The sequence below is a fragment of the Candidatus Sulfotelmatobacter sp. genome, from assembly GCA_036500765.1.
Classification (GTDB): Bacteria; Acidobacteriota; Terriglobia; order Terriglobales; family Acidobacteriaceae; genus Sulfotelmatobacter.
In genome coordinates this window covers 69771-86027 of sequence record DASYBM010000013.1, presented here as the reverse complement: position 1 = coordinate 86027, position 16257 = coordinate 69771, and the positions used below count along the sequence as shown (strand labels likewise).

The following is a 16257-nucleotide window of genomic DNA, read 5'->3' as shown; positions in this document are numbered from 1 at the left end:
GCGTATTCCAACTTCCAGGTTACAACCGCCAAACACTTGCCAAGCCAGTCTCGCCCAGCTATGTCTGTTGCGTCAGGCGGATGTCGTAAGTCGCGGCACCGGCCTGGGTAACCGCGCCGGAATCCGTGTCTTGCGTGCTGTACTGGAACTCCACCTTGGCGTACGCAAAGCTGACGCTTTGGGATGGCACTCCTGACGATCCGCCGCCCGTACTATGACTGGTGATGTAGCAATCGGACATGTCCACCTCGATGTAGGTGAACGGTGTGGCGGCGCCCGTCGACTTGCGGCTGATAAAGGTGCACGTGTCGATGTGCGTGCCGTTGTAGAGATTCTTCAGAATCTGGTAGCTGGAGGAATCCAGGTCGCAGGTAAAGCTGAAGTCCGACAACGAACACTTGCCCGCGGACAGACCGCCTCCGCCCACATCGGCGGGATTGGATGCCCCAAACGAAAAACTGCTAAGTTCAATGTAGCCATCTGAGCCGGGGTCAGGCGTAAGGCCCTGCGCCGCCGACTCTCCCTTTACCCCTTTGATCCAAAGATAGTGATCGCCTGGCATTTTGCTTTCCTCCTGATTCGACCTGCTGAATTCAAGACCCGCTGGGGGCCTTGGTTATCGAGACTTTGTTTATCGAGACTTTGTTTATCGAGACTTCGTTTATCGAGACTTCGTTTATCCAGACTTGTTTAGCGAGCCCTGTTTAAAACGCCCACGAACGGATTTACTTACTTTGCTGCCGCCGGCAACTCCGCCACCAACCGGAGAGATACACTCAATTCGTCGAGCTGGAAGTGAGGCCGCAGATAAGCGATCGCACGATAAACTCCGGGCTTGCCTTTGACTTCCTCCACATCCACCCTCGCTTCGCGCAAGGGGAACTTGGCTTTGGTCGTCTGGGTAGCCTTGTCGTCTTGCGTGACATACTGGCCGATCCAGCGATTCAGGAAGCGCCAGCAATCGTCGCGTGACATGAAGCCGCCGATTTTATCGCGCATCATCGCCTTCAGGTAATGGGCAAAACGGCAGGTCGCCATCATGTACGGCAACTGCGCCGAAATCCGCGCATTGGCCGTCGCCGCATCGCTGTCATACAGTTTGGGCTTGTTGCAGGACTGGATGCTGAAGAACGCAGCCTTGTCCGTGCCTTTGCAGTGGACCAAAGAAACCAGCCCTTGATCCGCCAGTTCTTTTTCGCGGCGATCGGTGATGGCAATCTCGGTCGGGCACTTCAAAGCGACATCGCCTTCGTCGGTGCGGAAGGTATGCGAAGGAAGTCCGTCGACCAGACCGCCGCCTTCGACGCCGCGAATCGCGACGCACCATCCGTAAGTGGCGAACGCCTGCGTCATCTTCGAGGCCAGCGCAAAAGCCGCGTTGCCCCACAGATACTTCGAGTGATCCGTGCCGTCCACGCCCTCTTCGAAGTTGAATCCCTCCACCGGCGCAGTATCTCTGCCATACGGCAGACGCATCAAGACCCGCGGGCAAGTCAGGCAGACATACTTAGAGTCTTCGCTCTCGCGGAATCCCTTCCACTTGGCGTACTCGGTGCTGTCAAAGATCTTGGCGATATCCCGCGGCTGATCCAGATTGGTGAAACTGTCCATGTTCAGCAACTCTGAGGAAGCCGCCGACAGGAAAGGCGCGTGAGCCGATGCCGCCACCTGGGAGACCTTCTCCAGCAATTCCAAATCTTCCGGATGCTTGCTGAACTCATAATCGCCCACCAGGGCGCCGAACGGTTCGCCGCCAAACAGTCCGTACTCTTCTTCGTAAACCTTCTTGAACATCGCGCTTTGATCGAATTCAGGCGCCCGCTGCAAGTCGCGCAGCAAGTCCTTCTTCGAGGCGTTCAGGATACGAATCTTCAACTGACTGCCGGTTTCCGACTGGTCCAGCAAATACTTCAGTCCGCGCCAGGTGGACTCCAGTTTCTGGAACTGCGCATTGTGCAGGACTTCGTTTAACTGGAGCGAAATCAAATGATCGATCTGCGCTACGCGCGCGGAAATCATCTGGTCGGCGTCGCGCCCCAGCGTCATCGAACCTTCCAGCACCTGGGCCACGAATTCCTTGATCAGCCCCTTGCCACGCTCCCGCGCACTCGCATCGCTGAATCGCCCCTGTTCCACGATCTGGTCGAGAAGGCTCGACGGAGCAGCCTGTTCTACTACGGCTGTACTACCAGCTATTTTCTCAGTCTCAGGCATTGGGTTCTCCCTTCCCGACTTCGGATTTCAGTTTGTCGAGCTTGTCGGTTTTGCTCACCGCATCGAGCAAAGCCTCGTCCAGTTTGTCGTTCGTCTGGAGCGTGCCCTTCAGATCGTTGAGCCGCGTGCGCAGGTCGAGCAACTCCTTCAACGGTTTTACTTGCCGCGCTACTTGCTCGGGTTCGAAATCTTCCAGGCTCTTGAACTTCAGATCGACGCGTATTTGGCCGGCATTCGAGTCTTCGCTCAACTTGTTTTCCACCGCAAACGACAAATGTGGTTTCATGCTTTCCAGCACGGAATCGAAGTTGTCAGGGGTAACTTCGACGAACCGGCGTTCCTTCAACTTGGGTAGTGGTTGTTCGGGTTGGCCGGTGAAGTCGCCCAGGACTCCCACGACGAACGGCAGTTCTTTAATCTCAATCGCGCCGCCGGTTTCCACATCGTAGGTGATCTGTACGCGAGGCGGACGCACCCGATCTAATTTGTGCTGCGTGCTCGGTTTTGCCATGTTATCTCCCTACTTCTTCGCGTTTTCGAGGAAGTACTGAATTAGACGCTTGTTTTAATTCCGGTATTGCAGGCGACCGGGGAACGATACGGTCCAGGAAAACTTCTCGCCAAAGGGCCGTACGGGTCGTAGGTGCAACGGTTTATCACAAGCCCCAACCGCAGTCAAGCACCAAGACGTTTTTTATTGGATTCCAGAACTGTTTGCGGAATCGGCCACTCCCCATCAGCCTCTACACACGCTGAATAGTGTTTGTAATCCTGCGAACGTTGCATCCGGGCTCCGCTATTTCACCCACCGTCCCGCCAGGCCCCGCGCTGGATCGGCGACCGATTGAAATCTCGCCACGCGCACCAGGTCCCGGTCCTTGAACGAAATCAGCGGAATCAACCCGTCCTCGATCATGCGTTCGACCGCATCCTCGGGCAGCGCAACTTCGGCACACGGCTGCGATTCCAGCTGCCCATTCCGGCTGTAGACATGAATCGGCAGGTTGTCAATTTGCGCCACGCTCCCTGGATGCATCTCCCAGCCCGCTTCACTGAAGGATTCCGCCAGCAGGAGCGCAGTCGCAAAAGCCGGATTTCCCCACAGGTAGTCTTCGTGAACCCGCTTGTCAGTCATTTCTTCGAAGTCGAATGACTCTAAAGCTGAGGTCTTCTTGCCGTATGGCAGACGGAGCAGGAATCGGGGCAGCGCCAGTCCAACCGCAGATGCTTCCGTCTGCCGCCGCAGTTCCGACCAGCGAGCTAGTTTCCCGGGCAGAGCCCATTCTCTGGGATGAGGCGTGGACTCGAGTGATGAGCAGCCCAGAAGCTGAGCTTCGGCTTCGGCCAGGAATGGCGCGCCAGCTCCTTGTGCGACCTCGGCCATCCGAAAAAGGAGTCTTGTGTCATCCTCCGACGGACCGAAACGGTAGTTCCCCACGAGAATTGCCCACGGCTCAGCGCCTTGAGTTCCAACACTCTTTTCCACGAGCAGTCGATAAGTACCCGTATTCCTCAGGTCATTTCCCGAACCCAGGTCGGCCGCCAATTCCTGCTTGGTGATATCGAACAAATAAAGCTTGAGGTTCGACCCGGTTTCGAGTTGCCGCACCAGAAGAAACGTCGCCCGCCAGATCGCCTCCAGTGCCTGCCAGTCGGGATGGTGCAGAATCGCGCTCATCAAGCCGCCGATCGCGTTGTCGATTACGGCCAGCACCTCCGGCTGCCGAGGATCAGGACTGTTCACCAGGTGCTGCGCGACTATCCGTCGCGCGAACTCGCCCACGTCATCGCGCCGTTTACCAGATCGTTCATTCGATCTCTCATACGAAGACGTGATGGCGCGAGCCTCGCTCTGCTCGATCATTTCGTCCAGCAGACTGCCAGAGGCCAATCGAGAGGCGACTGGGGCAGCCGCAGGCAAGGCTTCTAGCCTTTCAGACTCTCGTACCGCAGCACTCGAACCCAATTCCAATTCATCCGCCGCTTCCCTAAACCTCGCAGAATCTTGCAGGCGTCCCCGGAGGTCCCGCAGCTTCCCGAAGATCTCGAGATTTTGAAAAACGCGGTCGGGATGAAAATCGTCCAGCTCGGAAAATCGCAACTGGAGCGAATCGTTACCCATCGCCAGCCGAATTTCAACGCCTGCGCGGGACAGCACTTCATCGAAGTTGTCTCGATCCACCAACACGGCGCGGCGCTCGCCGATCGTCTCGACGTTGACAATTCTGCGATTCGCCCGCCCACTGAAGTCACCCAGAATCGCAACGCAAAACGGTGTCTCCGGCGTGGGATGCGCTCTTGAGCTATCCTCGCCCGTCGTCAGATTGATGGCACCGAAGTCAAATGGTTTCGGCATAGAGCCGTCCTTGGATGAACGAACTCGACGAACGAACTCGATGAATGAACTTGGAGAACGAATTCGGGGAACGATCTCAAAGACGGTGGCAACGAATTACAGGTCAGAGCAGCCAACCGGAACCGCTGTTGGCCAACGTTATTGTTGATCCCTGGAAAAGAGCTCCAGCCTGTGCAACCCTTCTTTTGCCTCTTGATTGCTAGGCTGCAATGCCAGCACCTTCTTAAATTTTAGCTTGGCCTCATCGTAGCGCCCCGCCCCCAGATCCGCTTGAGCCGTCGTGAGCAAAAACGGAATGTCTTTTTGAGAGTACCCGCCAACTTCGGAGGGCGGCGCCGCGGGCTCATCCGGATTTTCTTTCTTGCTCTTATGATTGTCGGTTGATTTTTTCGACGTTTGCTGCTGGGGGGCCGCTGGGGATTCCTTCGCTTTCGGCTTGACCGTCACTGCTTCCGGCTGTGCATTATTGTCCGGGGATTCGGTTCCAACCGATGCCGGCTTACCCGAACTCTCCGCTCCAACGATCTGGTCTTGATGCGGCTCAACCGGCTGAGTCGGGCGTTTCGTCACCTGAGTTGGACGGAAAAGGACAGCAACGACCGCCGCCACCAGAACCAACGCCAATACGCCCAGGATAATCCTATTGCGCGTGAACAGTGGTCGATCTCGGAATTCGTCCAGCCCATCTGTGAACGCCCGGCTGGGACTCTCCGCGAACCGTTCGAATACTGGAGCTCTGTCGTGCGTGCTATTGGGAGCTTGGCCCGTGCGCTGTGAGGTTGCGCCACCTATTCCCTTAACCATCAGATTTCCTGTTCCGACCACTGGCGGGACAATTTCATTCAACGGTTCGCGCCGCGTAATCGGAGAATGGACGATCCGTGTGGCGCCGAGCGGAGTGCCGCTACCCCCTACCGGTTCAACCGGTCTATCTTCATCGCCTGCTGAACTTTGCAGTTGAGCGAGTCGCTCAGAGTTGGTCCACATTAACTCCACGAGCCTGCTCTGCCCGTCGCCAGTCGCCTCTGTAATCGGACGAAATCCCGCACCGGCAAGGTCGCGCAAGCGATCACACATGCTCTCCGCTAACAGGATCTGCCCGGGCAGAGCCTTTTCGAGCGCCAGTTGCACCAGTTCAGTGCTATAACCGGTCAGTTCGCTCGACCTCGGCTTGTACATAAAAACCGCTGTTCCGATTCGTTCGCCCGGGCGGCAGGCTACGAACTCCAGAATCGAAGTCTGAATGCGTTTTGCGGAAACCAGTGCTTGGCCGGGACTATTGAACTGCGCCACCATGATCGTAGGACCGTCCTCGGCAATCCGTCCCCCACTCGCGCCCACCAGGTCGGCAATCAGATACACCAGGGCGTTCTCGGTATGCCACGTCAAAGCGTTGCCCCGCGACCGGTCGGCACCCCAAAGGCGAAACGCGATCTCCGTTATATCCGCGCGCGATTCTCCACTCCAAGCGTTCGGATACTGCTCCGCGTTGGCAACCTCGAATTCCCGGCTGTCGATTTTCGGCTCGTACGGCGCCATGTTCTAGTCGAGAGTGGCTCTAACTCGGGTTGTAGGTTACGCCAAAACTGCACCCTAAGCAATGCTTACTCGATCGAATTTTGTGGCACTTTTGTGCCTGCACCCGCCACTTGCGCAGGCTTGACTTCGGGCGACGCGTGAGTATGATACGGGGCACCTGCTAGGCGATCCATGGCAGTTGCAGTCATCCCGGGGAGTGTATGCCGCTACGTCAGAAATGTCATGCAGAGTTGTGTCTTCTGTCCTGTGTAAGCAAGACCGCCACGGTCTTGCTGTTCATTGTTCTGGCCAGTTCTGCCATCTATTCTAAAGATGCTCCCATTACGGCCATCGAATTATTTGACGGACAAACGGGCGCCGCCTTCGTTCAGATAACCGATCTGCTAATCAACGGCAAGACTGAAGTGCGTTCCTGCGGCGGAGCGACTAAGATCGGCAAGTCCAACTATGGCAAGCTCATCAAGATCCCGCTGAATTCCTCAGTAACTTCCATAGAGCGCAACGCCGACGGAGTTATGAATCTTACTCGCGGGTCGGCCTCGGAGTGCGTGGTTCCTTCTAACCTAAAGTTTGACAAGGACGAGTCATTAACTCTTTCGCAATTGGCGGATCGCGCGGCGTTGACTGGGCAAATATTGAGCTCATCGCCGGCCGGGACCACTGCGGTTCCTCCTTTCAAACCGGGCGTGCAGATCGTCTTCGTGGTCGCGCCCGACACCGAACTTGGCGAATACCTTCGTGCCAATCGAGCCCATTCCGTCGCCCAGTGGCAGGATTATCTCGCCCGCTATCCGAAAGCCGCGCACGTCGATCCTGCCAAGCAGTCCCTGGCAACTCTCCTGCTGAAAGAAGGCGACGACGGCTTGTCCGCTTATCGCACGACCGCTTCCACGAATTCCCCGGCTTACCCTGCGCTCAAGACAGCCCTCTTGCGCGGAGCTCAAGTGCAGGATCTGCTTCCTGGGAACGAAGCCGCAATCAAACTCCAGCAAAGTGTTCGCGCAGAATTGACGCTCGTTGTCGACAAAGCCCGCACCGAATTGCAAGCCTACAAGCAGGCCCTCTCCGGGCGCGCAGCGGGATATGTTCATCTCGCCAGCAGTCGCGCTTTGACCGATCATGCCTTGGAAGTCGATGCTCACTTTGAGCCGGCCGTGTCCGTTCAGACCGCGATTGCGGCGGAGAGCAAACGGGTCGATACGACTTTGCGCCACGCGGAATCTATGGTCGCCGCGCAGCACTATGATGACGCCGTAACCGCGATCGCGGAGTTCCGTTCCTTTGCCGATGAAGAGCCCCGCATCGCCGCCATCATCGACGCCACTTACAAGTATCATTTCGAACGCGGCAAAGCCGAGGCCGCCAGCCAGAAGTGGCACGACGCGGTTCAGGATTATCAGAAAGCCTCCGAGCTCAAACCGTCATCCGAAGCAACCGCCGCGCTCCAGCAGGCCCAGGCGGAATTTGTCTCGTCTGGCAACCGGGCCGCGGCCGATGACGCGTTACAACGGAGCGTTGCATTCCAGCAGGACAAGAATTTTATTGAAGCCTACGAAGTTCTCGCCGACCTTCCGGAAGCGCAGCGTGCCTTGGTCAAGGACCAGATGGCGGCTCTCGAGGCCGACTATGTAAAGAGCGCCTCCGACGAAGCCAATAAGCTGAAAGCGGCTCACATTCCGATCCAGGGACGAGTCAACGAGATTGGAGTACAAAAGGCTTATGACTATTTGCGACGCGCCGGTGCGCTGCGTCCCGATGATGCGGATCTGAAACTCCGCCTCGAGGTGATTGCCGGGTTTCTCAGCGATTATTATTTTGCGCAGGCGAAGAAATTCCTCGACAAGCCGCTAGGCACGGGGGTCGGCGTGGCCTGGCTCTATCTTAACGAAGCTTTGCGGTACAAGAACCGCGACGATGTGCGCGATGAGCGCACTAAAAATATCGCGATTCACAACGTCCGTTCCACCTTATCGATCAAAGTCGGGTTCCGCGACCAGACTTCGCGGCGTGACAGCTCGCGTTTCGCCGATCAACTTTCAGACGCGATCGCCACCGGCCTCGAGACCACTGACCTGCCGGTAAGAATCATTCGCGCCGCCGATGCCACTCCGGGGGTTGAACCCAACTTCCAGCTTACCGGTGATGTCTTGGAGCACCGGCCGTTTTCAACGCCGGCAGTGGAGTCCATCGCCTCCGAATATGATGCCGGCGATAGAGAGGTTCCCAACGAAGAATGGAATCAGGCGAACCGAGACTACGAAGCCGCCAACCTCGATCTGCAAAAACAACAAAAGATACTGGAAGGCGCTCAGGCGCACGGCAAGAAAAAAGAAATCAAGGACGCGAACGACGCCGTAGAAGCGGCACAGAAAAAAGTCGAGGACTTGCATCGTAAGCTCGACTCCATCCCGAAAACGAATCGCAGCCCCGTCATCAAGTCTTATAGCTACACTCGCAAGACGACCGACTTGAGCGCCGTTGTCGAAGTTGGCTTCCGCATCGTAGACTCGAATGGCGCTGTCGTTGCGACTAATCCTTCCGTCAAGCGAACAAACCAGAAGAAGTTCGTGGTGCTCGAGAATGTGAAGCCCGAGGACACCGAGCACATCAAGCAATCCGACGCGCCGCCCGATGAAGTCCAGTTCCTTACCGACGTCGAGATCGACGCTCGCATCGCATTGATTAAAGATGTAAAGGAAAAAGTCGAAACCCTCCCCGGCAAAATTTACGCTCGGGCGCGCAAGAGTCTTATGGACGGCGATACTGACGGCACCGCTGAAGCCTACATCCTGTACTTGAATTCCACTCCAGACGCTGCAACGCCCGAGCGCGAAGAAGCCAAGAAATTCCTGGCCGATCAGTTCAACATGATCTGGCCTGGCAGCTCCATCTGACGGTTTCGAAAAGGTTGGCTGCGCGCCATGTGTCCCACGGAAACTAGCGAGTTTAGCCCCGAAGGCAACTCCGTAGTAGACTGGTTTGAACTTTGTCGGTGTTCGAGAGGGCATTTCCCCCAAACCTTCTCCCCAGTAGATCACTTAGTCCCGTGAGCGCGCCACCTATCAAACGCATCGGCAAGTACGAGGTGATCGACCTTCTCGGTCGCGGGGGCATGGGTCTGGTCTACCGCGCCTTCGACCGCCAACTAAACCGCGAGGTCGCGATCAAGACCGTCACCGAAGGATTCACCGGCGACCAGGAAATGCTGCAGCGCTTCTACCGCGAGGCCGCCAAAACTGGGGCCCTGAAACATCCCAACATCGTCATCGTTTACGATCTCGGCGAACAGGACGGGTTCCCTTACATCGTGATGGAGTATCTATCCGGGGACCCTCTCGACCGCGTCATCCAGTCCGCCCACCCGCAGCCTTTGGCTCACAAGCTCAAGATCATCGAGCAGGTGTGCTATGCCCTGGGATACGCGCATCGCAATGACGTGATCCACCGCGACGTTAAGCCCGCCAACATCATTGTTCAACCCGACGGCGTAGTGAAGTTGCTGGACTTCGGCATCGCACGCCAGGAAAAAACCGACGGCCGGCTCACCCGCACCGGCCACGTCATCGGCACTCTCCAATACATGGCGCCCGAGCGCTTGAAAAACGAAGCCTTCGATGGCCGGTCCGATATTTTTTCCGTCGGAATCGTGATGTTTCAGTTGCTGACTGGAGAACTTCCTTTCACCGGCGACTATGGCATCGTCCAGAAAATCCTCTCCGAGAAATATCCTCCCTTGCGCCAATTCCTGCACGAGTATCCCCCGGCGCTGGAGGGTATTCTCGATCGTTCGCTCGCGAAAAATCCCAATGACCGCTATTCCACTGCCGACGAGATGGCCGCCGAAGTTTCGTCGCTGGCCCACGAGCTAAAAAAGGAACAGGTAGTCGAGTGGATGGAACGCGCCGAGCGCCTGGTTCAGGAAGAGCAATACGGCGCCGCGCGCGATGTTCTGCTTCAGTTGTTGAAAGTGGACAGCCAGCACACACGCGCACGCCAACTGATCGCGCAGGTGCAACAAAATCTCACCCTCCGCCAGCGTGCCGAACAGATCCGCCAATTGCGCAATCAAGCCGAAGAAGCCTCCGCGGACAAACGGTATGAAGAAGCCATCGGCGATCTCCAGGAGGCTTGCAGTCTCGATCCCGCGAATTCGGAACTGTCCGACCTGCTTGATACCGTTAAACAGAAAAAGCGCCGCCGCGAACTGATCGACGGATACCTGCGTCAGGCCGACAGTGCCCGCGACCGAGGCGATCTGCAAAGCGCCGAAGCCGTCATTGCCAAGGCGCTCGCAGTCGATGGCCAGGATTCGCGCGTACGCGCCGCCCACGTTGCCCTGGCCCGCCTGATCGAAGAAGCAGCTCGCCAGGCCAAAGCAAAACAGTTGCTCGAAAGTGCCCGCCGAGAGATCAACGCCCGCCACTTCACCGCCGCCATGGAAGCCCTCGCCGAAGTCGAACGCGTCGACCCATCGAATCCTGAGCTCATGACCTTGCAGGCCGCAGCCAAGTCCGGCCGCGAGCAAGAGGCGCGCCGCCGCATCCTCGAACAACTGCAAAACGAAGTCTCCCTCGCATCTACCATGGAGGAGCTTACTCGCGCCGCTCAACTCGTCGATGAGGCTCTCGAGCGCATGCCCACCGAGCCCATCCTGATGAAATTCAAAGGGAACTTGGCGCGCAAACTCCGCGAAGCCCAAACCCGCCGCCACGTCGATGAGGTCGTCCTGCGCTGTCGCAGCTTGATCGAGACTTCCCCCCAAGAAGCATTAAATCTCGTGCGCGACGAGTTGCAGCAAGTCCCAGGCAACGAGCGCCTGCTGGCTCTCCAATCCAGTATCACGGCACAGATTTCGCAGCACAGCGCGGAACTCTCCCGAGCTGAATATTTGACGCGGGCGCATGAAGCCCTCAGCAGCGGCAGATACCTTGAAGCCCTGCGCCTCCTCGAGATCTGCCAAAAGCAGGGCATCGCTTCTCCTGAGATCGCAGAGTTGATGGACTTCGCTCGCCAGGAAGCCGATCAACATCTCAAGACCAACCAACTTCGCGGATTGCTTCGTCAGGCCCAGGAACTGATGACCCGCGGTTCTTATCGCGCCGTCGTCGATCTGCTCACTCCCGTTGCCAACGATCCCTCGGCCGCGTCTCTTCTCTTTCTGCTGGAAGATGCGCGCACCCGCCTGGAATCGTTGCAACGCGAAGTCGACGGTTGTCTGCGAAAGGTCGAGGCTCTTACCAGCCAGGAACACTATTCTGCGGCGGTAGAATTTCTGGCATCGCAACCAGCATCCGTTCTCGACTCCGAAACGGTTCAACTTGCCCTGAAGCAATGTCGGGCCGCACAAGAGAATGAATTAGCCGCCCTTCGGTCGCTGGGAAAAGCCTACGCTGCTCTCGATCGTCTCGAAGCCGGCACTGACACGCTACCCGGGCCTGGAGCTTCAGAGCTGCCGCTGCTCGCGCGCATCGTTCCAATCTTCACCACGCGCCGCAAGTTCTCCGCCGATCGGCAGCTGTCGTCCGCCCTGGCACAAGCACGAGCGTCGATCGAAGCCGGTGATCGCAAGCAGGCGGTCATAACACTGAAATCGGCAAAACACTTCACGCATTACGCCGCCAACAATCTGCAGGAGGAATGGCAGGCGCTTCTCAAGGAAGCGGAAAAAAATAAAATGTTTAGGCGCCGCGGATGAAGGTCGGCCATTCTCTTCGACCTATCTCGACGAACATCCCACCCCCCTTCCCTGTTTACCCAAAGCCTGAGGTGCGATAGGATTTACCGCTCGCACTCCTGTTCATGAGTTTGGTAATCCAAGCCGCCGGCGGCACCGACATCGGCCTCGTTCGCAAAAACAACGAGGACAACTTCGGCTATGACCTGCGCCACGGAATTTTCGTGGTCTGTGACGGCATGGGCGGTCAGCAGGCCGGAGAAATCGCCAGCAAGATCGCCGTCGATACCGTTCTCGACTACTTCCGCCGCAAGGAACCGAATGTGGATTCTGTAGGCGGAGCCAGCTTCGAGGCAGTCTCGCCCCGAGCGATCAGCCTGGCCAGCGCCATCCAGTTGGCCAATCAGACCATCCACGAATCCGGAGCCAGAAACGCAAATCAGGCAGGCATGGGATCTACGATTGTGGCCGTCGCCGTCGACGGCGATCTTTTCTCCATCGCCAATGTCGGCGATAGTCGCATTTATCTCATCCGCAAGAACGAGATCACCCAGCTCACCAGCGACCACTCCCTTGTGATGGAGCAAGTCCGCCGCGGCCTTATGACGATCGAAGAAGCGGAACAATCCAAAATGCAGAACGTGATCGTTCGTGCCCTCGGCACCGACGATACCGTCGAGCCTGACCTGGCCGACCACGAATTCAATCTCGACGACGTGCTGCTGCTGTGCACCGACGGCATGTCGCGCTACGTGAAGAATGAGAAGATCGCCGAAGCCGTCAACCAGGAATCTCTCGAAAAGGCCTGCGCCGATCTGATTGCAGCGGCGAAAAGCGGCAATAGCGACGACAACATTACCTGCCTGCTCTTGCGCGCCATGCACCCTTCGTGGAAAGATCGCATCTTCGGCCGGCTATCCGGACAACCGGGCCAGAAAACCTCAACGTAGAAACGCATCGAAGAACGCATCGACCTGCTCGGCTTCCTAATGCGTGACCTGCCCCACACACTTCATGCCGCGGAAATCGCTAAACGGATTCCCACCATTCCCCACCACTCGTAACTGATAGTCATACGATGCAATCACATTTCCGCCTGGAATGGTCGAAGGCTTCCCATTGTTCTCGACAACCCACTCCAGCGTTCCCGAAGGCAATCGATTGGCGCGAGCCACAAATCTGAACACCGCCCAGGGTCCATTCTCCGTGACGTAAGAAATCTCGCCGCTCTTTGGGGAGACCGAAACTTCCTCAGCTGCGCCGGTCCATTCAAATTGACGCTGCGCATCCTTGCCCTCGAGCGTTACCTGTCCGATCTTCAACACGACTCCCTCAAGATGGCTGGGCATCTGCTTCAACATATAAGAGAAATGCGCCGGCGGTGAGCCGCTTGAGTACAGGGTCTCGCTCAAGGCCTCGACTTTGTTCAGGAATTCTAAGAATGCACGTGTCGGTTTTACTTTGGCCTGAGGATTCACTTCGTATCGGCTTCCATTCTTGATCACGAACTGCTTGACATCGTCGTTCAGCTTCTTCCACGCCTCGCCAGTTGGCGCGAAAAGCGAGTTCAGATCATCGACCTTCGCATCCTGCAACGAAGCGGGGTCGAAAGGATACTTGTGCTCCACGCCTGCGAATGCCATACAGTACCCTTTTGCCGAGCCGTTCGCAACGTCGCCAGGCGCCCGGCTCATCAATGCTTCGACGCTCTTAATCGGCTCCTCCAACAGCGCTCGTACCTGCTTCTCGTTCCCATACTGGTGATCCGCTTTCACTACGTCGATTACCTTTCCAACGGCCTGATAGGCAGCGGTGACGGCGTCGTTTACTTTCCCCAATTCGACCGGATCGGGCGCACCCGTCCCCTGCGCCAGAGCATGGATCGTGACCTGCAGATTGCCTAAAGCATCGATGTAATCTTTGTTGGAGGGAAGTATGTAGTGATCCGGAAGCTTGTCCGATGGCCCCGGTGGCTCAACCGTCGCTACGGGATCAAATGGCTTTTTAATGTCGGGCGACGCGGGATCTGTATTGTGGGATATGAAATACAACAACTCGAGCAACGGCGAAGTGACCCCGGATAGTCTGCTCAACTTCTTGTCCGCATCCACGTAACTGCCATAACCGAGAACCGACGAGTTCTTCAGCACCGCGTTCCACGAGTTAACGAAGTCCTGGTTGTACTTGTCCGTCAGCGTTTGGCGAAGGATGTCCTGGTCCATGTCTTTAGAAATCGGGCCCAAGACCCAGTCGTCGCCGCCGGTGTAGGCACCGGAGTCGGCTAAATACTTTTGCACAGACGCGAAGCCGTCGCGCGTGAACGCCCCTTTCACCTTTTGGCTGCTCGCGATAATTCCATTGGAATCGGAAAACTGCTCGTTAAAGTTCTGCTCTTTCTGCGACACGCTCGCTAGCAGTAGCGCATAGTACCGATCGATTCCCGTAAACTGCTTCAAGTAAGCGCGCACCCCGCCGATCAGATAGCTGGAGTTTCCCGTCGGATATGGATTTCCTTTCGCCAGTTCTGTGGCGTAGAAATTGAACTGCGTAGTCGCCAGATCTTTCCGCTCCTTCTCGATGTCGCGATCGGCAATCCAATGGGATACTAGAACGGGTGTCAGAAAGTTTGGCGTGCTCTTGGCATAGTCATGATCGTTGGTGCCATCGGTCATGATTAAGTAGGCCTTCAACTCGTCATAACTCTTTTGATAACTCTCATTGGACGCGTTGGTCGCCGACTTTCCTGACAAGATCTGCAAATTGTCAATCACGCGCTTCTGCGTTTCCGCCAACAACAGTTGCCGAAAGCGCTCGAAATAAACGTGTCTTGCATCTGGATAGATCTGGTCGCCTTCATACAAGCCCCAACGCAAGCTGAGAGGCGCTCCATTTTCCTTGTAGTCGGTGAGATCGGCAAGTTCGCTCCGCAGATTGTCCAGCTTTCTCAGGTCGTCCAAACTTGCCGGCTGAGTCGTCACGGCTTTCACCGTGCTCAAGTCCGCAACGGCATCCTGCACACTGGTCTCGAGCGCTCGATTGCGAAAAAACGAAACCGCGAAGCCGGTCAAACAGATGAGCGCAATAAGAACGGCCGCTCCCAACGCGATGCGGCGCAGCAGATTCACCCGCGAACTGCTGCCGCTGGTCGCCAGCGCGACTCGGTCTTTCACCAGAACTTCGTTAAACAAGCTGGTCAGGAAAACCCACTGGGGCACACGGCGGGATCCCCCGGTTCGCACCGCCACCGGCGCCACTTGTAGTTGCGCACCCACCCCGCGAAAGATTTGCGTAGCACCGGCGCCGCTGTATCCCGGGTCTGCCGCTTCCACCGGAACTTCCGGCGCCGCCACCACGTCGTCCACCACCACGGGCCGCACCCCGGTAAAGTAAAACCCTCGCAGAAACGGATTCGTACCCAACTGGCTCGGTCGCGCCAAATCCACCAGAAATTGCACCAGCAGCGTGCGCAGCTTCCTCAGTTCGCGGGGAAATTCGTAAATGCCCGGCAGCTTGTCGCCTTCATTTTCCCGCTGCAGCAGCACAATGCGCCGCTCCGCCAGTGAATAGAAAATCTCATCGAATGCTTTCGTGAGCCGTCGGGTCTCTTCATCCGCATACACGCCCGCGCTCAGCGAACGCAGCGGTAATGTCGTTCCCAGAACTTCTGAGGCTTCGTCTTTGCTCATTCCCCGCACAAAGTCCGCGAAGAAGGCGATCCGGTCCACTTTGGTGAACAATACATAGACCGGAAAACTGATTCCCAATAGCTGCGAAACCTCCTGTAGCCGCACCGACAGCCGGCGCGCCGCCGAAACCGCGCTCTCACTCGCGCCCGGTTGCAGAAAGCTTTCGCAATCAAAGCACACTACTGCCGCCCGCGGCGCTTGCGCCCGTTTGCCAATCGCTGCCGAAAATCGTCCAGGCTGCAGCAGTCGTACCAGGCGTCTCCAGCGGTCCGCTTGTGCCATCATCCCGCCCGCGGGATCCACAAAAATTGCCTGCCGCGTATACCAGATGTTTGCGGTTGAGGTGGCCAACACTTCGTTGTCCCGATACACCTGCCCCGCCAGCAACTCCGGATCGAGCGCAGAATGAATTAGCACCGTCGTCTTGGTGGAACCGGCGTCCCCAAGGACAAACACCAGCGGAAGGCTGCCCAGGTTGGTGCCGCGCCCCAGCGTGGAGTGCTTCAGGCGTCTTACTGCTTCCCGCACCAACCCATCGATATCCTCAGCGCCGCCCGACTGCGCAGCACTGCCATCTTCGGAACCTTCTTTTGCCTTGTTTACTTTGTATACGAAGAAATATGCGACGGCCGCGCCGATGATCCCCAGCAGAGCCAGAACGCCGCGCAGAATCCAAACGTCCGCCGGCCCGTGCAGAGGCATATACCGGCCGAGAAGCCAAACCACCACCAGATACACCAGCAGTACGAGCGTGGTGATTACGTACAACATCCCAACCCCCTATTTCA

At 57.1% G+C, this 16257-nt stretch carries 9 protein-coding genes; 3 read left to right on the top strand and 6 right to left on the bottom strand.

Translation table 11 applies throughout. The features are described from left to right. Positions 1–58: 58 nt before the first annotated feature. From VGM18_15420 to VGM18_15400, 5 genes are all read right to left on the bottom strand, one after another. A complete protein-coding gene (locus VGM18_15420) occupies positions 59–562 on the bottom strand; it encodes a type VI secretion system tube protein Hcp (protein HEY3974391.1) in 504 nt (167 codons plus the stop codon). 167 nt (positions 563–729) lie between these two features. Beyond that, positions 730–2214: a type VI secretion system contractile sheath large subunit gene (gene tssC / locus VGM18_15415; GenBank protein ID HEY3974390.1), complete on the bottom strand. Its 1485-nt coding sequence runs from the start codon at positions 2212–2214 to the stop codon at positions 730–732. Then, entirely contained in the window at positions 2207–2725 is a 519-nt protein-coding gene (gene tssB, locus VGM18_15410; GenBank protein ID HEY3974389.1) for a type VI secretion system contractile sheath small subunit, read from the bottom strand. Before tssB ends, tssC begins: the two co-directional genes overlap by 8 nt. Before the next feature lie 285 nt (positions 2726–3010). Continuing rightward, positions 3011–4570 (bottom strand): type VI secretion system contractile sheath large subunit, encoded by a 1560-nt coding sequence (locus VGM18_15405; protein HEY3974388.1) that lies wholly within the window; start codon positions 4568–4570, stop codon positions 3011–3013. Positions 4571–4708: 138 nt separating this feature from the next. After that, positions 4709–6109 carry a hypothetical protein gene (locus VGM18_15400; protein HEY3974387.1) on the bottom strand — a complete coding sequence of 467 codons (1401 nt, stop codon included), beginning with the start codon at positions 6107–6109 and terminating at the stop codon, positions 4709–4711. Between the two features lie 230 nt (positions 6110–6339). On the opposite strand from VGM18_15400, the gene VGM18_15395 reads away from it, so the two are divergent. The 3 genes from VGM18_15395 to VGM18_15385 all read left to right on the top strand — a co-directional run bounded on the left by VGM18_15395 (position 6340) and on the right by VGM18_15385 (position 12733). Continuing rightward, positions 6340–9003 (top strand): hypothetical protein, encoded by a 2664-nt coding sequence (locus tag VGM18_15395; GenBank protein ID HEY3974386.1) that lies wholly within the window; start codon positions 6340–6342, stop codon positions 9001–9003. A gap of 152 nt (positions 9004–9155) precedes the next feature. Continuing rightward, entirely contained in the window at positions 9156–11804 is a 2649-nt protein-coding gene (locus VGM18_15390; GenBank protein HEY3974385.1) for a protein kinase, read from the top strand. Positions 11805–11908: 104 nt separating this feature from the next. Next, positions 11909–12733: a Stp1/IreP family PP2C-type Ser/Thr phosphatase gene (locus VGM18_15385; protein ID HEY3974384.1), complete on the top strand. Its 825-nt coding sequence runs from the start codon at positions 11909–11911 to the stop codon at positions 12731–12733. 36 nt (positions 12734–12769) lie between these two features. Here VGM18_15385 and VGM18_15380 read toward each other — a convergent pair whose 3' ends face one another. Further along, on the bottom strand, positions 12770–16240 hold the full coding sequence (locus VGM18_15380) for an ImcF-related family protein (GenBank protein HEY3974383.1): 3471 nt from the start codon (positions 16238–16240) through the stop codon (positions 12770–12772). Between the last annotated feature and the right edge of the window lie 17 nt (positions 16241–16257).